The sequence below is a fragment of the Marinitoga sp. 38H-ov genome (assembly GCF_011057715.1).
Lineage (GTDB): Bacteria > Thermotogota > Thermotogae > Petrotogales > Petrotogaceae > Marinitoga.
The window spans coordinates 1-18,406 of the sequence record NZ_LNGH01000022.1 but is presented as its reverse complement, the minus strand read 5'-3'; the positions used below and the strand labels follow the sequence as shown (position 1 = coordinate 18,406).

Sequence of the window (18,406 nt, the reverse complement as noted above, 5' to 3'; positions counted from 1 at the left end):
AATGGAAAATTTTGAAATGTTTATTAGAAATACAGCTTTTGGAAAAGAATATATTGAAACAATAAATAACAGTACTTTCCGTGTTAGAATCACGGAAAGTACTGTATTTAATTATAATAATTATAAAAATATTATATATAAATTAGAAGCATTAAAAGAAATTGGTTTAATTATCCCTGAAATGGTTAAGTATAAAAATGGAAAATATTATATTTATAGTGAATATTGGGATGATGTTCCAATATTAGATTCATCATTAAATGATGAAAAATATTATAATATTTTATTTTTTATTTTTGATATTTCTGATAGAATTGTTCATTCTTCAAACTTTAATTTTAAATACATATCTCTTGAAGATATTTTCATTGATAAAAATGGGAATATAAGTATGCTTGCTCCTATTTTTATACCAAAAAATGATAATAATATTGTAATAAATAATGGAAATAATGAATTAGGTTTAATAGAAGCATTAAAAGAACTGTCTGAAAAATTATATTCATTATTACCAAATAAAAGTAAAAATATTGAAGAATTTTTACTCCTATTAAAATCAAAAAAAATTCTTTGTGTTCACGATTTATATGAAATTATATTAAAAAAAATTAAAAATAAAAACATTAATAAACATTTTAGATATCCTCATTTTATTAATCGTGATATTGAACGTAATATTATTTTAAATAATCTTGGGAAAAAACACTTATTTATATATGGGCCACAACGCTCAGGTAAAACTAAGTTAATAGATTTTATGAAATATAAAATGAAAGAATTAGGATATTTTATAATTTATAGTGATCACTTAATTTCAGAATTTGATAAAAATAATATAAATATATTTGATTTTTTGAATTACATTGATAAATTAAAAAGCGAAAATGAAAATTTAAAACTATTATTAATAGTTGATGATTTTCAAGATATTGATATTCATTTTAAAAATTTCATAGAGGATTTATTACTTAAAGATTTTGATTTCCCTTTTTCAATTATTTTATTATCACATACACAACCAGATATTAGATATAACAATATTGAATATGTAGAACTTAAAAAATTTAATCTAAAAGATGTAAAAATTCTATTAAATGTTATTCTATCATCATCCTTTTTAAAAGAATATCCTGAAATAGTTGACATTGTATATAATTTATCTGATGGTCTTCCAGGGAATATAATACAATTAATTAAAGATTTCTTTGATTTAAATATTATTGAGTTTAATAAAGAGAAATTCTTCTTTTATCCAGAAAAAATTAAAAATAAAAAGTTTAAAGATTTTGTATTTGAAAAGATTAAAACTATTCCTGAAAATATAAAAAATGATTTAAAATATTTATCAGCTTTAGGGTATAAATTTAGCATTTCAGAAATTAAAATATTAGAAGACCTTTTAAAAATAGATTTTGATTATTCTATATTATATGCTTTGGATAACAACATAATATTAAAAGAAAGAGAAAACTATAGATTTTTTAATTTATTATATCAAAAAATACTCCATGATTTATTAACTATCGATGAATTAAATAAAATACATAATTACTTATGCAAATTCTCATCCTTAAATAAAAAAATATATCATCTAAAAAGCACTAATAACTATAAGTCTGCCATTGCACTAATAATTAATGAAATGAAAAGATCATTATTTGAATGGAAGAATTTAAACTTTATTGATTATGGATTTAATGAGATTAAAAACATGACTGAAAATGTACCGTATTCAGCTATTGCTATTTACCTATCAAAAAAATATTTTTTAAACGAATATAGTGACGAATTAAAAATATATTTAGAAAAACTTAAAACACACAAAGTTTATAATTATATTTATTACTTATTTTTAAAATTTTCTGATAAAAATAAGTTAAACAAAATTTTAATCGAACAAATTAATGATAAAAAAACAACTGATTATAAAAAAGCTTTATATATTTATTACTATTTAAGTATTAACTTTACAGAGCTTACTAAAGAAAAAATTTTAGAATTTTATTCGCTATTTGAAAAAATATTTTTAAAATATTCAAATCTTAAAAAATTTAAAACACTAAATGGAATGTTATTAAATATATTAGGTATTAAATTTGAAAATGATCATCCAGAAAAGTCTATTGTGTATTATAATAATTCCTTAAAGATTTCGTTAGAAACTAATTATAAAAGATTAACTCAAATAGTCTATGCTAATTTAGCTATACTATATAAAGCCTTAAACTCTAATCTTTCTGATTATTATAATAATAAAGTTCTTGATATTGCAAAAGATATTGGGGATTATTATACATATAATAGAACTTTAATAAATATTGCAGAAAACAAATTATATAATGGCAATATAAATGAATTTTTCAATGTAATTAACTTAGCAGAAAAATCTTCTAAGTTAAACAATGATTATAATAGTTTCCTTTTGGCAAATGATATAAAAAACTATTATTTTTTATACTCTAAAGATTATCAAAATCTATTAAGCAATTTAAAGAGAATAGAATCATATATTAAGAATAAAAAATATATTAAAGAACCATTTAATCATATCAAAGATAATATTTTAGTTTTAAAGTCTTTATTTGAAAATAAAAAAAAGTTCAATAATAAATATATGAAAATTATTGAAAGCGATGATTTTTTAAAACATTTATATAATTTAGTTGTATATGATGATGAAAAAATTTTGTATGAGTCATTCTTATTTTTCAAAAATAATCCTCTCATTTACCTTAAAGAAGAAATGATTAACATTATTTCTTCGAAGATTGCAAAATATTCATTTAATAAAGAATTTGAAACATGGATATATAATTTAATTAATGAATTCAAAGATAAAAAGCTATCATTAGCTTTATTATATGAAGGTTTAGGATTATTTTATTATGAAAAAAAGGAAAGTTTTAAATCTTTAAAATTCCTTAGAAAAGCTCAAAAAATATATGATGACCTTTTAATGAAAAATAAATTTAATGAAATAGGAGATTTTTTATCAATTAATTTTGGTTTACCTTCATTAAAAAATGATAATATAATATCGAATGAAAATTTAATTTCTAGATTAATTTTTTATGAAAAAATAAATGATTTAATTATTGAGTTACTTAAAATTGACTCTCCTAAACATATAGTAGAAAAAATAGGAGAATTTCTAAGACAATCATTCCCATTAGATAAAATATTAATTAAAGTTATAACAAATAATTTTGAAGTCGAATATAATTTTAACTATTTAAATGAAAATTATGTTGAAAAAGATTTGTTTATTTTAAACCCGTTTATAATATCTTATATTTCTAATAATAATGATTATAAGTATTCTATTTATATATCTAATGATAATATTGAATTAGATATTTTAGAAATATCTAATATATTAGATAATATAATAGTTCTAGAAGATGTTTTATACTCAGTTTTAGATAAAATTACTCATTACGAACATAGTATTTCTGATCCTTTAACTAACGCTTATACAAGAAGATATATGGAAAATAAGTTAAATGAATTATATGGATTATATGAAAGATATAACTTTGATTTTTCCATTATCTTAATAGATTTAGATGACTTTAAAAAAATAAATGATAAATATGGTCATCAAAAAGGGGATTTAGTTTTGGTAGAATTAGTAAAATCTTTAAAGGAAAATCTAAGGGATTTTGATTTAATATGTCGATATGGCGGAGAGGAATTTTTAATTATTCTTCCAAATACAAAAATTGATGAAGCAAAAGTTATAGCGTCTAGATTGTTAAACAAAATTAATAAAGATTTATATATTTCAACTGATCTCAATATAACCTGTAGCATGGGATTGTCTTCAATATCAAAAATTAAAAACGAACCTAAAATTGATAATTTAATAAAAGAAGCTGACATAGCATTATATAAAGCAAAAAAATCAGGTAAAAATAGATTTGAGTTTATTTGAGAGGAGTTTATTTATGTTATTAGATTTACACACCCATAGCTCTTATTCTGATGGTACATTATCTCCTAAACAATTAATAAAAAAAGCAAAAAATTTAGGAGTAAAATTATTTTCAATTGCTGATCACGATACAATAAAAGGACAATTTGAAGCTTTAGAATTTGCTAAAAAAATAAATTTGAATTATATTCCTGCTGTAGAAATAAATGCGGAATTTCCTACATTAATGGATATATTAGGATATAATATAGATATTAATAACGATTATTTAAACTTTTTTTTAGAAAACATATATAACAAAAGAATTGAAAGAAATAAATTAATGATTGAATTGTTAAAAAAAGAAGGATTTAAAATTGATATTGAGGATTTAGAAGGAGTTTCATTATATACAATAGGAAGACCACATATTGCTAGAATTCTATTAAAAAAGGGTTATGGAACATCTATAAGTCAAATTATAGAAGATTATTTAACTAGAGGAAAAAGATGTTATATAGAAAGATTTAAATTTTCCCCTAAAAAAACAATTAAAGCTATTAAAAAAGCTGGTGGATTAGCCGTGCTTGCGCATCCAAAAAAACTTAGAATTTCAAACAATCAATTAGAATCTTTAATTAAAGAATTAAAAGATTATGGTTTAGATGGAATAGAATGTTTCCATTATTCCAGTGACCCTCATTATACTAATTATTTAATAGAATTAGCAAGAAAAAATGGTTTGTTAATAACCGCCGGAAGTGATTTTCATGGATCAAACAAACCTTTTGTTTCCTTGGGAGTATATGTTGAAGATTTTGTAATCCAAGATACTATTAACTATTTTGTAACAAATTATTTTAATTAATATTTAAATTTAGACGATTTATATATAGGATAATTTAGAATGGTTTTTTAGAATGTTTTTTTGGGGGTGAATTTATGGGTGACTTGAATAGAATAAATAATGATTTTACAAATTTTTTAGATTCTTTAAGTAAAGATATTTCAATTAAAACTACTAAAAATATTAAGGAAACGAATTATTATGAAAAGAATAATAAAGAAGATATTGATGGACAAAAATTATCTAAGGTTATAGAAGAAAAATTGAATAATCTCAAAGAAATATTTAAAGGCGAAGTAAAATTTGAAGTAGATAATGATATTGATATGATCATAGTAAAAATAGTTGATAAAGATTCAAAAAAAATTATTAGACAAATCCCTTCAGAAACAGCTGTGAAAATGGCTGAAATGTTAGATAAATTAGAAGGTATTTTTCTTGACACTCGCGCATAGCGGAGGTGAAGTCAAATGAGTGAAAATAGTTATCTTGGATCCTTTCAATTTGGAGGGATCTCAAGTGGTTTGGATACATCTGCAATAGTTGACCAATTGATGTCTATAGAAAGAAAACCCCTAGAAAGATTACAAAGTGATTTTGAAACATTACAATTAAAGCAAAAAGCTTGGGAAGAAGTTGATAGTAAATTAAGCGATTTTTGGGATTTTTTAGCTACTTTTAAATTAAAAAATAACTTAATTCCTAAAAATGTTGAAGTAAGTGATGAAAATGTATTAACAGCTACCGCTTCTGCTTCAACAAGTAATGTTAGTTTTAAAGCAAAAATAAATTCTTTATCTTCTTCTACATCATTAACACCTAATAATACATTGGGTAATATTCCGGATTTAACAACACAGTTTTATAATTTAAACGGAAGAACTAACCCTGTAGCTGGAACCTTTACTATTAAAGCTTTAGATTCAAGTGGAAACGTTATTGAAAATTTTAACTTTTCTTTTTCAGGAACTGATACAATACAAGATATAATAGATAAAATAAATACTTCAACTAATTTTACAGCTTCCTTAAATAACGGGAAGTTAAAAATAGAAGATAAAACAGGAAATGTTAATAATATATTGCTTGGAGATTCCTCAGATACAAGTAATTTTATTGATGTTTTTAATCTAAATGGTGCAAATTATAATGGAACTTATATAGAAAGTACGGTTCATGCTGGAGCAGTAAGTAAATCAACAACATTATCTGATATTAGTTCTGATATCTCTTCTGGAATTATAAGAATAAATGGAACCGAAATTACCGTAAGTTCTACTGATTCTATAAGTTCTTTAATTGCTAGAATAAATTCTTCTAATGCTAATGTTGTTGTTTGGTATGATGAAAATGAAGATAAATTAATGATTAGAAATAAAGATGGCGGTCCTCAATCTATTACAATAGAGGACGGAGACTCTTCTGGTGGTAATTTAACAAATGTACTTGATGATTTATCTTGGATAGATTCAACAGGTAATTATTTAGGCACTATAACTCCTGGTACTGCCGCTAATGTCGAGTTTGATTTTGATGGAGATGGTGTTGCTGATTTAACAAAAACTACATGGGGAAATACCGTTGAATACAATGGAATTACATTAAATTTAAAATCTATTTCAACAAATTGGGTTGATGTTCAAGTTACTCAAGATACTGAAGCTACTTATGAAAAAATTAGCGAATTTGTTGATAAATATAATGAAATAATTGGATATATATATGACAAACTTAATGAAGAAGCTGTTGAAGCAAATACGGGTGAAACTCTATCAGAAGAAGATAAATTAAAAGGTGTTTTAAAAGGAGATAGCAACTTAGAAGATATATTTTATAAATTAAGGGATATTGCATACGGGGTAGTTTCTTGGACATCTGATATCGATGCAAATTATAATTCCTTATATCAAATAGGTATTACTTCTGGTGATGCCGGCGGAACTTATCAAAATACTATGAAAGGTATCTTATCAATTAACGAAGATAAACTTAAAGAGGCTATACAAAATAATGCAGAAGAAATCTGGAAATTATTTGCATACGAAGATGATAATAATAAAGGTATTGCCATAAAATTCAAGGATTATATATGGGAAACTACAAAATTCGGAGGAACTATTGACCAAATTTCTAGCACTACTGGTACTATTGGTCTTGAAATGAGAGATATAGCTAAAAGAATGACATCTTTAATCGATCAACTCCAACGAAAAGAAGCATATTATTGGCAAAAATTTTCAGCTATGGAACAATCTATATCTAATATTCAGCAACAAGGTTCTTGGATAGCAAGTGCTTTCTCAAAATAAAATGGGTGATTTTAGTCACCCATTTTATTTATTAATTTTCTTGCATTATCCTCATCTTTAACCATTTGTTTAATAAGATCTCTTTCAGAATTAAATTTTATTTCTTCTCTAAGAAAATCTAAGACCTCTATTTCTATAATTTTGTTATATAAATCCCCAAAAAAATCTAAGAAATATATTTCAACTTTAGGTTCTTTCTTGTTTTCATTAAATGTAGGCCTTATCCCAACGCTCATCAATCCATAATATTTATAATTGCTTCCTTTCACACCACCTTTAACTAAATAAACACCATACTTTGGAAATAAAACCTCCTCTTTATATCTTATATCTATATTAGCAGTAGGAAATCCTAATTTAAAACCAATATGTCTATCTTCATAAACAGGTCCTTCTAATGTCCATTTGCGACCTAATAATTTATTTGCCTGGACAATATTACCATTTAATAGTTCTCTTCTAATAAATGTTGAGCTTATTCTTATTTCAGAATTTTTTATATCGCTTAATACTTCAACAATATAGTTCTTTTTATGTTTTTCTGATAATAAATATGAAACATCTCCTTTTTTGCCTTTACCAAATGTAAAATCCTTTCCACAAATAATTGCTTTCATACCATTTTCTAATAAATAATCTAAATATTCACTATGAGTAATATGTATTACATCAGGTAAATCAAAAATTTCTGTTTCAAATCCCATTTTTTGAAGAATTTCCGCTCTCTTATACGAAGGTAAAATAACCCCTTTAAAATCTCCAAAATATTTAGTAGCTGGATATTTCATTATATATGCTTTAGGTATAAATGAATATTTTTTGGCAATATCTAGTGTTTTCTTTAATATTATTTGGTGACCTTTATGAACACCATCAAATGTTCCTATAGTTATTGCATAATTCATTACTAAATCTCACCTCTATATAAAATAAATTTAATTTAATCAAAAAACAATTGTGCTAGTTTATAATATTCAAAAGGAACTAATTTTTTTGTTGCCACTCCATATTCTAATGGAATAGATATTATTTGATTACCTTTTAATGCAACCATCCTACCAAAATCCTTATTTTTTACTAAATTCATAGCTTCAACTCCATACCTTGTACCCAAAATTCTATCAAATGCTGTAGGAGTCCCTCCTCTTAACAAATGGCCAAGAACAACTGATCTTGTTTCATAACCTGTTTTTTGTTCAATTATTTCTGCTAAATAATGAGCTATTCCACCTAATTTTATGTGTCCAAAAGCATCAACTGTAGAAACATCTGCTATAACTTGCTCTAATTCTGTAGGTTTAAATCCTTCCGCTACAGCTATTATCATATATTTCTTTTCTTGCATTCTCTTGTTTACATAGTTAACTATTTCAGATATAGTCATTGGAAATTCAGGTATTAAAATCAAATGAGCTCCTGCAGCCATGCCAGCTTCAATTGTTATCCAACCAGCCTCTCTTCCCATTAATTCAACAACCATAACTCTTTGATGTGATTTTGCAGTAGAATGCAATCTATCTATAGCATCTGCTCCTACATTAACAGCTGTATGAAACCCAAACGTATAATCAGTATTAGATACATCATTATCAATTGTTTTTGGAACACCTACAACCGGATAGCCTAAACTAGATAATTTGGCTGCTACTGATAATGTATCATCTCCACCAATTGCAATTAATGCATCTAGTCCCATTTCTTTAAAATTTTTTTCAATTAATTCTTTTCCTTCTTCTGTTTTAAAGGGATTTACTCTAGCTGTACCTAAGATTGTTCCACCTAATATATGTATCCCTTCTACATCATCTTTATCTAATTTCATCATTTCTTTTGTAAGCATACCTTTCCATCCATTTAATATACCATATGTTTCATATCCTTCACCAGCTGCATGAACAATGCCTCTAATAACAGCATTTAATCCCGGACAATCTCCACCTCCTGTTAATATACCTATTCTCATACTCCCTCCCCTTTCAAAAAATAATATAATCATATTAATTATACCAGATTTTTATATATTAGAATAAATAATATTTTTTATGAATGTAATATTTTATTTTTCTTATTATAGAATTAGTAATTTTATTGTAATTTAATAATTTTTATAGTATAATTAATTCGATATTTAAAAAGGAGGAGTTATATGAATGTACAAGTTATAAATTCTATATTAGATGCTTTTTCTAAAACATTTCAAATGGCTACTAACAACATGGATATAGAAATTCAAAAACCTACTTTAGATAAGGGAGAGAATAGAACATACGATGTTGTTGTAACAATTGGTTTTATTGGAGATATTAACGGAAACATACATATAGGTCTATCAGTAGAAACAGCAAAAAAAGTTGTGTCTCAAATGATGATGGGAATGCCAATTGAAAAATTAGATGAAATGAGCTTAAGTGCTTTAGGAGAATTAGGTAATATGATCTCAGGATCAATTGCTATTAGTTTAGAAAAATTAAATTATAAAATAAATATAACCCCACCATCTATAATGCATGGAAATAATATTATTTTTATTAAAGATGGTGTTTCTTTAAGGTTCCCTATGAATATTGATAATAAATATTCAGAAGAATTTTTTGTTGTTTTAAAAAGTTAATATGAAAAAACACAACATCGAAAAAAAGCAAAATATTGATGTAAAAGTATTTGCAAATTTAAATCTAATTTTATTTTTTGCATTAGATGTATTAGCAAATATCTTTATCGGATATTTAATAGGTTATGGCCTTTCTTATATAACTAATAAAGATATTTGGAAAATTATATTTTTGTTTTTAGGAGTTATATCAGGATTATATAACGGCATCAAAGATCTTATTAAGGAGGCCGAAAAGCAGGATAATGAATTTAGAATTGAAAAAGAAGATAAAAGAGATAATAATAAAAATAATAATACTTTCAATGATTGAATTTTTTATATTATTTTACTTTTTTAAGCTAGAATCCTTTCTTATATTTTTAGGAGCTTTAGGTGCAATTTTAGGAATATTAATGATAAGTGAGCAAATTAATACATTATTAACCAAACCAAAACGGAATTTTTTTAAAGGTTATTTTATTAGATACGTTTTTTTTGGTATAATTTTACTGATTGGAAGTTTATTTTCGCAAAACGGCTTATTTATTACATTTTTAGGACTTTTAAATATGAAATTTGCAGCACTTATTTCACCAAAATAACGGGGAGGAATATCTATGACTCAAGGACAAAAAAGAAACCTTATAATTTTATTTTTAATCTATTTAGGTTTGGGTTTAATAAACTTTATATTTTTTCCTTCGGCTGACTTAGAGGGAGTTGGTTTAAGGTGGACCTATTCTTTTGGAGAAACTCAAACATTTTGGAATACTATAAACCCTATGACTGTTATTATGTCTATTTTAATAATTTTTCTTTTAATTATTTTTGCATCTAATATAAAATTTGAATTAATTCCTAATAAAAAACAAGCTTTAGTAGAATCTTTATTAGGTTATTTTTGGGAACTGGTAGAAGATGCTGTTCCAAATCCAAAGTATAGAAAACCAATATATGTTATTTCTACCACATTATTCCTTTTCATTTTAATTGCAAATTTGTTATCAGGAATGCCTGGTATAAACGTTACTCCTGTATCAGATGGTATTAAAATAGGTTTATTTACTGATACTTGGTATACGCCTACATCAGATTTAAATACAAATGCAACATTTGCTTTAATGGTTTTAATTATTAGTCATATTTTTGCAGCATCTGCAAAAGGCGTTTTAAATTGGTTAAAAATGTTTATTGAACCAACACCATTATTATTACCATTAAATTTAATTGGTGAATTAGCAAAACCTGTTTCTCACTCTTTGAGGTTATTCGGTAATATTTTCGGTGGAGGGATTTTAGTATTAATTATTAGTTATATGTTAAAATATTTTGTTTTACCTGTATTTTTATGGGGATTTTTTGGAATATTTGTAGGATTAATACAAGCCTTTGTTTTTTCTCTTTTAGCTATTGCATATATGGGTTCATTATTAGAAGAATAATATTATATAAGGAGGTAGATTTAAATGGCTGTTGAACAAGTAGCACAAGAAATTGTAAAATCAGGAAGTGAAGCTGCATTAGGTACTGGTTTATATTATTTAGGTAAATTTGTTGGTGCAGGTTTAGCAATGGGTATTGGAGCTATAGGTCCTGGTGTTGGGGAAGGTAATGTTGGTGCTCATGCTATGGATGCTATGGCTAGACAACCTGAAATGGCAGGTACATTAACAACACGTATGTTACTTGCTATGGCTGTTACAGAATCTACTGGTTTATACTCATTAGTTATTGCATTATTAATGTTAATTGTTTTACCATAATAGTCTTAATTCGGGGTAAAAATCCCCATAAAAGGGGGTGTAGAAGTGCTAGATTTTAATTTTACATCAATAGTAAATTTATTTGGATTTGTTTTTTTAGCTTATTTCTTATGGATTATGTTATATAAGCCATTTTTTGAAATGTCTGAAAAAAGAAAAGAAATTGTTGAAAGTGAATTAAATCAAGCTGAAACATTAAGAAAAGAAGCTGAAGAAAAATTGAAACAAGCAAACAAGGAAATGGAAGAAATAAGATCTAAAAAAGAAAGTATTATAAAAGAAGCTGAAGAATTAGCTAAAAATATTGTATCTAACGCCAAGGAAGAAGCTTTAAATGAAAAAGCAAGAATTATAGCGGCTGCTGAAAAGGAAGCTATTGAAATAAAAGAAGAAGCTTATAAAGATATACAAAATAAAGTTGTATCATTGTCAATTACAATAGCTTCAATGATTCTTAAGAAAAATGTCGATGAAAAAGTAAATGAAGAGTTTATTAAAAGAGCTTTCGAGGCGTTGAATAAGGGTGAAAAGTTATGAAAAACTCTATTTCTGTAGCCTCAAGATATGTTGAAGCTTTTTTTGAATATCTCTCTGAAGAAAACAAATTAGATGAGCTAGATAATTATGTAAATGCAATAAAAAATGTTGTTAATAAAATCAATGATGATAAGCTTTTTTTTGATTTAATTGGCAATCCTTTATTGCCAAAAGATTTTGTTGTTCAACAAATTATTAAAGTTGCTGGTATTGATGATATTCATTTCAATAAATTTATAACAGCTTTAGTATATAAAAAAAGACAATTAATGTTACCTATGATATTTATTTTATTAGAACAAAAAAATATGGAATTAAAAAAATTGATAAAAGTTAAAATGATTACACCATATAAATTAGATGAAGAAAATGTTAGTGAGCTATCTAATATTATTCATAAAAAAACAGGAAGAAGAGCCATTATCCAATCTGTTATAGATGAAAGTTTAATTGGTGGTTTACAATTACAACTTGAAGATACAGTATTTGACTACTCTGTAAAAGGAATGCTGGAAAAAATCGGACGCGAATACGCTTCCAAGCGGGGGTGATTTATTTTGAGAATAAATCCTGATGAACTAGAAAAAGTTATAGAAGAACGTATAAAATCATATGAATCAGGTGAAATAAAAGAAGTTGGATGGATTATACAAGTTGGTGACGGTATTGCAAGAGCTTATGGATTAAAAGATGTTATGGCAAGTGAATTAGTAGAAATATATACCGATGATGGAGAAATAATAAACGGTATGGCATTAAATTTAGAAGAAGATAATGTTGGTATTATTATTTTAGGTGATTATAAAGTAATTAAAGAAGGAAATAAAGTAGTTAGAACAGGTAAAATTGCTGAAGTTCCTGCCGGTGAGGAATTATTAGGTAGGGTTGTTAACCCATTAGGGGAACCTTTAGATGGAAAAGGACCTATTAATTCAAAACATACTAGACCTATTGAGTTTAAAGCGCCTGGCGTTGTTATGAGAAAACCTGTTGATACACCTTTACAAACAGGTTTAAAAGCTATTGATACAATGATTCCAATCGGAAGAGGGCAAAGAGAATTAATAATTGGAGATAGACAAACTGGTAAAACAGCTATTGCAATTGATACAATTATTAATCAAAAAGGTAAAGGTGTTTATTGTATTTATGTTGCTATAGGACAAAAATCATCATCTGTTGCAAGAACTGTTGCAAAATTAGAAGAATATGGTGCAATGGAATATACTACTGTTGTTGTTGCTAGTGCTAGTGATCCCGCATCATTATTATACTTAGCCCCATATGCAGGTGCTGCTATGGGTGAATATTTCATGTTTAATGGAAAAGACGCTTTGGTTATATATGATGATTTATCTAAACATGCAGCAGCATATAGAGAACTTTCTCTTTTATTAAGAAGACCACCAGGACGTGAAGCATATCCAGGTGATGTATTTTATTTACACTCAAGATTATTAGAAAGAGCTGCAAGATTAAATGAAAATTATGGCGGTGGTTCATTAACAGCATTACCAATAATCGAAACTCAAGCTAATGACGTTTCTGCTTATATTCCAACTAATGTTATTTCTATTACTGATGGACAAATTTATCTTGAACCATCTTTATTCTATGCAGGCCAAAGACCTGCTGTTAATGTTGGTTTGTCTGTTTCAAGGGTTGGTGGTGCTGCTCAAATAAAAGCTATGAAACAAGTTGCAGGTAGTTTAAGACTTGACTTAGCTCAATATAGGGAATTAGAAGCATTTGCTCAATTCGCCACAGAATTAGATGAATCTACTAGGAAACAATTAATTAGAGGTGAAAAATTATCTGAACTACTAAAACAAGGTCAATATGTTCCAATGGAAGTTGAAGATCAAGTGGCTATAGTTTTTGCAGGTGTAAATGGATATTTAGATGATATTCCAACATTAAGTATTAGCAAGTTTGAAAAAGAATTCTTACAATATTTAAAATCAAATAAACCATCTATATTAGAATCAATTAAAACAAAGAAAAAAATTGATGAAGAATTAGATAAGGAGCTTAGAAAAGCTATTGAAGACTTTAAAACAGCTTTTCAAGCTTAAGGTGGTGACATCTTATGAGCCGTGGAAAACTTAGAATTCTTAAACAAAGAAGAGCTTCCACACAGTCTACAATGAAAATTACAAAAGCTATGGAAATGGTTGCAGCCGCTAAAGCTAACAAAGTAGTCAAAGAAGTTAAGGCTTTAAAAGACTATGCTTTATACGCTGAAAAAATAATTAAAAAAATTACGCCAGTTGAAGATAGTATATATATTTCAAATAAAAAAGGAACATTAATAGTAGTTATTACTCCAGACATGGGATTATGTGGTGCTTTTCCTATGGAATTATCAAAAACAGCTATTAAACTCGCTGAAAAAACAGAAGATTTTGTAGGATTTTATAATATAGGTTCAAAAGGAGAAATAGAACTTAAACAAACTAACAAATTACTATTATCTCGAACAAAATTATATGATGTACCTAGCCAAGAAAATGCTGAATATATTTTAGATGATATTTTGGATATTATTGAAAATAAAAATATTGGTAAAGTTAAAGTAGTGTATGGCGCATTTAAAAATGCTCTTGTTCAAAAGCCTGAAGTAATAGATTTATTACCTATACAATTTGAAGGTTCTTTAGATCCTCGATTTGAATATGAACCTGACTCTAAAGAATTGTTTGAAGAAGCTGCATATCTTTATTTATTATCAAAAATATACTTAATTATATATGAAAATAAAATTAGTGAATTATACGCTAGAAAAAATGCAATGCATAATGCCACTGATAATGCTAAAAACCTTATTGAAAAGTTTACACTTGCATATAATAAGGCTAGACAAGCTTCTATTACACAAGAATTAATTGAAATAGTTAATGGTGCTCAAGCATTGCAGGAAGAATAATATTGGGGGTGTAAGAAGTGGAAAAAAATGTTGGAAAACTAGTAAGTATTATAGGCCCCGTTGTGGATGTTAAATTTGAATCTGGAAAATTACCAGAGGTATACAATGCACTTGAAGTAATTAATCCATATACAAATAAAAAATTAATTTTAGAAGTAGAACAATTAATAGGAGATAATACTGTTAGATGTGTTGCTTTAGACTCCACTGATGGTTTAAAAAGAGGCCTTGAAGTTATAGATACTGGAGCACCTATTAAAGTTCCTGTAGGAGATATTACATTAGGAAGAATGTTTAATTTGTTAGGTGATCCAATTGACGAAAGAGGCGATGTTGATGCAAAAGAATATTGGCCTATTCATAGGGAACCACCTTCACTAAATGATCAATCGACAGAAATTGAAATATTAGAAACAGGTATCAAGGTTATCGACTTATTAGCTCCATTCCCAAAAGGAGGTAAAATAGGTTTCTTTGGTGGAGCTGGAGTTGGTAAAACAGTTCTAGTTATGGAACTTATTAGAAACATTGCTATTGAACATAAAGGTTTATCTTTATTTGCAGGTGTTGGAGAAAGAACTAGAGAAGGTAATGACTTATGGTTAGAAATGCAAGAGTCAGGCGTTTTACCAAATACTGCTTTAGTATTTGGTCAAATGAATGAACCACCAGGAGCAAGATTTAGAATTGCTTTAACTGCATTAACCATGGCTGAATATTTTAGAGATGTTCAAAAGAAAGATGTTTTATTATTCATTGATAACATTTTTAGATTTGTTCAAGCTGGTTCAGAGGTTTCTGCTCTTTTAGGACGTATGCCATCTGCTGTTGGTTATCAACCTACATTAGCTACAGATGTTGGGCAATTACAAGAAAGGATTACATCTACAAAAGATGGTTCTATCACATCAGTTCAAGCAGTTTACGTTCCAGCAGATGATATCACTGACCCTGCTCCTGCAACAACATTCTCACATTTGGAAGCAACTATAGTTCTTTCAAGACAAATTGCAGAGTTAGGGCTTTATCCAGCAGTTGATCCATTAGATTCTACATCAAAAGTATTGGATCCAGCTGTTTTAGGTGAAGAACATTATAGAGTAGCTAGAGGAGTTCAACAAGTATTACAAAGATACAAAGATTTACAAGATATTATTGCTATTTTAGGTATAGAAGAATTATCAGAAGAAGATAAATTAACCGTTCAAAGAGCTAGAAAAATACAAAGATTCTTAACTCAACCTTTCTTTGTTGCTGAAAAATTCTCTGGTATAGACGGACAATATGTAAAGGTTGAAGACACTGTAAAAGGATTTAAAGAAATATTAGAAGGTAAATATGATCATATTCCTGAACAAGCATTCTATATGGTTGGTACAATTGAACAAGCTTTAGAAAAGGCAAAGAAAATGGGAATTAACGTTTAAGGAGGGGGTATATAATGTTTGATTTAAAAATAGTAACCCCCAAAGGAGTAAAAGCTGAAATAAAAGCTAAATATGCAGAATTTACTACTATTGAAGGTGGTATGGGAGTTTTAACAAACAGACTCCCCATCGTTGCAAAATTAAAAGTGGCTCCTTTAAAAATAAGAACTGAAGATGATAAAGAAGAGCTTTTTGCAGTACATGGTGGAATATTAGAAATGGATGGACAGGAAATGATAGTTTTAACAACTGCTGCAGAAAGACCAGAAGAAATAGATGTAGAAACAGCAATGAAAGCTATAGAAGCAGCAAAAGAAAAGTTAAATCATGCAGCTAATAGAGCAGAAAAAGCAAAAGCTCAAGCGGAAATAGAAAAAAATATGGTAAGAATATCAATAGTAAAAAAATAAGGAAGGTTTTTGCCTTCCTTATTTTATTTTACAAACAATCTTTAAATAAATCTAAAAATTAACAATAAAAATATATCACTTGATATAATAAAAGCGTAAATTTATTAGATTTACGAAAAGATAAATTTACCATAAATTTACGTTAATGTTGTTGATTTTTTTTTTTTTTTTTTTGATAGAATTATTGTAAATTGAATAAGTGAAAAAAATCTTTTAATTGTGTTTAATATAATAGAAAATATAAATCATTGAAAAATTTGTAAATTATTAAGTTATAAAATTCACAATATATATTCTTAATAATAATAGAATTAAAATTTTTAATCTATAAAATTTGATATATCTACGTAGATATCATACTGAACTTCAAATATCCAGCCGGCTGATACTTAACACTATTAAAAGGGGATGGTAATATTATAAATTATAATGATTTTCATATCTTTGAAAAATTAAACGAAAAAATAATTTTTTTTCCAGAAAGTTTATCCTGTTATAAGTTAGATGAAGATGCATATAACCTTTTAAGGAAATACAAAGGAGAAGAAGATATAACCTTACCAACAGAATTAAAAGAATTTATAGAAAATAACATAATAAACACTGCGAAATCCATTGATAAGAAAAAAATTTTTTATGATAATATTAATTTTAATACTTTAGTATTAAATGTAGCTCAAGAATGTAATATGAAATGTATTTATTGTTTTGCTGATAATGGGACATATGGGAATACATCTATAATGAAATTTGAAACTGTAAAATTAGCATTAGAAAAATTATATAATAATAGATTTGATCAATTATCTATATCCTTTTTTGGTGGAGAACCATTATTAAATTTTAAACTTATAAAAGAAGTTGTCGAATATATAGAAAAAAATTTTAATCAAAAGCCTGCTTACAATATAACAACAAATGGAACGCTGTTAAACGAAGAAATAGTAAAATTTATGAAAAAGCATAATTTTAAAGTAATGATAAGTATTGATGGAAATGAAAAGGAAAATAACCTATTAAGACCTTTGAAAAATAACGAAAATTCTTTTAGAAAAACAGTAAATGGAATAAAGTTGTTGGAAAAATATGAAATCGAATATTTCACAAGAATAACAGTTACAAAATTTAATCAAGAATTTGATGATTTTTGGAGCGAATATAATTTTAAAAACGTAGTTCGCGCATTTGTAGCTCCAGAAGATTATACATTATTACCTGATTTGAAAAAATACGATAAAAAAATAGAATCGTATGTTTCTGGAGAAGATAAAACAATTTCAGAAATAATATTATCTTCAATAAAAGTTAGAAAAAATAGGATTAAAAATAAAAAAACATTAAAAATAAATTGTTTGGGTGGAGCAAGAGAAGTATCTCTTTCTGCCAGTGGAGATTTGTATATGTGTCATCGCGCAACAGGAATTGAAAAATATTATATAGGAAATATTTTTAAAAATACACATGAAGAAATAATAGAATCAGCATATAATTTGTTTAATAAAATAATGATAGGTATTAAGAATGAAAAATGTAAGAAATGTTGGGCAAAAAATTTATGTGGTGGGGGTTGTCATTTAAAAAACGATCTACTGTATAGTGTAAACTAAAAGTACCCCATGAATAAAATTGAAAAATGGTCCACTGAGGAAGAAAAAATGATATACTCTTCTCAAATAAAGAG

The 18,406-nt window shown here is 26.4% G+C and carries 18 protein-coding genes; 16 read left to right on the top strand and 2 right to left on the bottom strand.

The window, feature by feature from the left end; genetic code table 11:
- Window position 1 precedes the first annotated feature (1 nt).
- The 4 genes from AS160_RS06845 (at window position 2) to fliD (ending at window position 7,069) form a co-directional block, all read left to right on the top strand.
- Window positions 2-3,934 carry a GGDEF domain-containing protein gene (locus AS160_RS06845; protein ID WP_165146822.1) on the top strand — a complete coding sequence of 1,311 codons (3,933 nt, stop codon included), beginning with the start codon at window positions 2-4 and terminating at the stop codon, window positions 3,932-3,934.
- A 13-nt stretch (window positions 3,935-3,947) separates the two neighbouring features.
- Window positions 3,948-4,781 (top strand): PHP domain-containing protein, encoded by an 834-nt coding sequence (locus AS160_RS06840; RefSeq protein WP_165146819.1) that lies wholly within the window; start codon window positions 3,948-3,950, stop codon window positions 4,779-4,781.
- A gap of 74 nt (window positions 4,782-4,855) precedes the next feature.
- Window positions 4,856-5,215, top strand: a complete 360-nt coding sequence (locus tag AS160_RS06835; RefSeq protein ID WP_165146816.1) for a flagellar protein FlaG — start codon at window positions 4,856-4,858, stop codon at window positions 5,213-5,215.
- Between the two features lie 15 nt (window positions 5,216-5,230).
- Complete coding sequence (gene fliD, locus AS160_RS06830; RefSeq protein ID WP_165146814.1) at window positions 5,231-7,069, top strand: flagellar filament capping protein FliD; 1,839 nt, start codon at window positions 5,231-5,233, stop codon at window positions 7,067-7,069.
- An 11-nt stretch (window positions 7,070-7,080) separates the two neighbouring features.
- On the opposite strand, the gene ribF is transcribed toward fliD, so the two are convergent.
- Both ribF and AS160_RS06820 read right to left on the bottom strand, forming a co-directional pair.
- Window positions 7,081-7,974, bottom strand: a complete 894-nt coding sequence (gene ribF / locus AS160_RS06825; protein ID WP_165146811.1) for a riboflavin biosynthesis protein RibF — start codon at window positions 7,972-7,974, stop codon at window positions 7,081-7,083.
- A 35-nt stretch (window positions 7,975-8,009) separates the two neighbouring features.
- Window positions 8,010-9,032 carry an ATP-dependent 6-phosphofructokinase gene (locus tag AS160_RS06820; protein WP_165146808.1) on the bottom strand — a complete coding sequence of 341 codons (1,023 nt, stop codon included), beginning with the start codon at window positions 9,030-9,032 and terminating at the stop codon, window positions 8,010-8,012.
- A 183-nt stretch (window positions 9,033-9,215) separates the two neighbouring features.
- On the opposite strand from AS160_RS06820, the gene AS160_RS06815 reads away from it, so the two are divergent.
- The 12 genes from AS160_RS06815 to AS160_RS06760 all read left to right on the top strand — a co-directional run bounded on the left by AS160_RS06815 (window position 9,216) and on the right by AS160_RS06760 (window position 18,332).
- Window positions 9,216-9,680 (top strand): chemotaxis protein CheX, encoded by a 465-nt coding sequence (locus tag AS160_RS06815; RefSeq protein ID WP_165146805.1) that lies wholly within the window; start codon window positions 9,216-9,218, stop codon window positions 9,678-9,680.
- A gap of 1 nt (window position 9,681) precedes the next feature.
- Window positions 9,682-9,993, top strand: coding sequence for an AtpZ/AtpI family protein (locus AS160_RS06810; protein ID WP_165146802.1), 312 nt, complete (start codon window positions 9,682-9,684; stop codon window positions 9,991-9,993).
- Window positions 9,986-10,264: a hypothetical protein gene (locus AS160_RS06805; protein WP_165146799.1), complete on the top strand. Its 279-nt coding sequence runs from the start codon at window positions 9,986-9,988 to the stop codon at window positions 10,262-10,264. Before AS160_RS06810 ends, AS160_RS06805 begins: the two co-directional genes overlap by 8 nt.
- A 15-nt stretch (window positions 10,265-10,279) precedes the next feature.
- On the top strand, window positions 10,280-11,104 hold the full coding sequence (gene atpB / locus AS160_RS06800) for a F0F1 ATP synthase subunit A (protein WP_165146796.1): 825 nt from the start codon (window positions 10,280-10,282) through the stop codon (window positions 11,102-11,104).
- 24 nt (window positions 11,105-11,128) lie between these two features.
- Window positions 11,129-11,425: a F0F1 ATP synthase subunit C gene (locus AS160_RS06795; protein WP_206528126.1), complete on the top strand. Its 297-nt coding sequence runs from the start codon at window positions 11,129-11,131 to the stop codon at window positions 11,423-11,425.
- Between the two features lie 45 nt (window positions 11,426-11,470).
- Window positions 11,471-11,962: a F0F1 ATP synthase subunit B gene (gene atpF, locus AS160_RS06790; protein ID WP_165146793.1), complete on the top strand. Its 492-nt coding sequence runs from the start codon at window positions 11,471-11,473 to the stop codon at window positions 11,960-11,962.
- Complete coding sequence (gene atpH, locus AS160_RS06785; RefSeq protein WP_165146790.1) at window positions 11,959-12,513, top strand: ATP synthase F1 subunit delta; 555 nt, start codon at window positions 11,959-11,961, stop codon at window positions 12,511-12,513. Before atpF ends, atpH begins: the two co-directional genes overlap by 4 nt.
- 6 nt (window positions 12,514-12,519) lie before the next feature.
- A complete protein-coding gene (gene atpA / locus AS160_RS06780) occupies window positions 12,520-14,037 on the top strand; it encodes a F0F1 ATP synthase subunit alpha (protein ID WP_165146787.1) in 1,518 nt (505 codons plus the stop codon).
- A gap of 14 nt (window positions 14,038-14,051) precedes the next feature.
- Complete coding sequence (atpG, locus tag AS160_RS06775; RefSeq protein WP_165146784.1) at window positions 14,052-14,888, top strand: ATP synthase F1 subunit gamma; 837 nt, start codon at window positions 14,052-14,054, stop codon at window positions 14,886-14,888.
- Window positions 14,889-14,905: 17 nt separating this feature from the next.
- A complete protein-coding gene (gene atpD / locus AS160_RS06770; protein WP_165146781.1) occupies window positions 14,906-16,315 on the top strand; it encodes a F0F1 ATP synthase subunit beta in 1,410 nt (469 codons plus the stop codon).
- A gap of 14 nt (window positions 16,316-16,329) precedes the next feature.
- Window positions 16,330-16,725, top strand: a complete 396-nt coding sequence (atpC, locus tag AS160_RS06765) for an ATP synthase F1 subunit epsilon (protein ID WP_165146779.1) — start codon at window positions 16,330-16,332, stop codon at window positions 16,723-16,725.
- A gap of 416 nt (window positions 16,726-17,141) precedes the next feature.
- The gene (locus AS160_RS06760; RefSeq protein WP_346774429.1) at window positions 17,142-18,332 is read left to right on the top strand and encodes a radical SAM protein; all 1,191 of its coding nucleotides are present in this window, start codon (window positions 17,142-17,144) and stop codon (window positions 18,330-18,332) included.
- Window positions 18,333-18,406 lie beyond the last annotated feature (74 nt).

Excerpts from the sequence above, each read along its gene's own strand:
- AS160_RS06795 (WP_206528126.1), top strand. The coding sequence starts at position 11,129 with ATGGCTGTTGAACAAGTAGCACAAGAAATTGTAAAATCAGGAAGTGAA.
- atpH (WP_165146790.1), top strand. The coding sequence starts at position 11,959 with ATGAAAAACTCTATTTCTGTAGCCTCAAGATATGTTGAAGCTTTTTTT.
- atpB (WP_165146796.1), top strand. The coding sequence starts at position 10,280 with ATGACTCAAGGACAAAAAAGAAACCTTATAATTTTATTTTTAATCTAT.
- atpC (WP_165146779.1), top strand. The coding sequence starts at position 16,330 with ATGTTTGATTTAAAAATAGTAACCCCCAAAGGAGTAAAAGCTGAAATA.
- AS160_RS06845 (WP_165146822.1), top strand. The coding sequence starts at position 2 with ATGGAAAATTTTGAAATGTTTATTAGAAATACAGCTTTTGGAAAAGAA.
- ribF (WP_165146811.1), bottom strand. The coding sequence starts at position 7,974 with ATGAATTATGCAATAACTATAGGAACATTTGATGGTGTTCATAAAGGT.
- AS160_RS06810 (WP_165146802.1), top strand. The coding sequence starts at position 9,682 with ATGAAAAAACACAACATCGAAAAAAAGCAAAATATTGATGTAAAAGTA.
- AS160_RS06815 (WP_165146805.1), top strand. The coding sequence starts at position 9,216 with ATGAATGTACAAGTTATAAATTCTATATTAGATGCTTTTTCTAAAACA.
- AS160_RS06805 (WP_165146799.1), top strand. The coding sequence starts at position 9,986 with ATGATTGAATTTTTTATATTATTTTACTTTTTTAAGCTAGAATCCTTT.
- AS160_RS06835 (WP_165146816.1), top strand. The coding sequence starts at position 4,856 with ATGGGTGACTTGAATAGAATAAATAATGATTTTACAAATTTTTTAGAT.
- AS160_RS06840 (WP_165146819.1), top strand. The coding sequence starts at position 3,948 with ATGTTATTAGATTTACACACCCATAGCTCTTATTCTGATGGTACATTA.
- atpG (WP_165146784.1), top strand. The coding sequence starts at position 14,052 with ATGAGCCGTGGAAAACTTAGAATTCTTAAACAAAGAAGAGCTTCCACA.
- AS160_RS06820 (WP_165146808.1), bottom strand. The coding sequence starts at position 9,032 with ATGAGAATAGGTATATTAACAGGAGGTGGAGATTGTCCGGGATTAAAT.
- fliD (WP_165146814.1), top strand. The coding sequence starts at position 5,231 with ATGAGTGAAAATAGTTATCTTGGATCCTTTCAATTTGGAGGGATCTCA.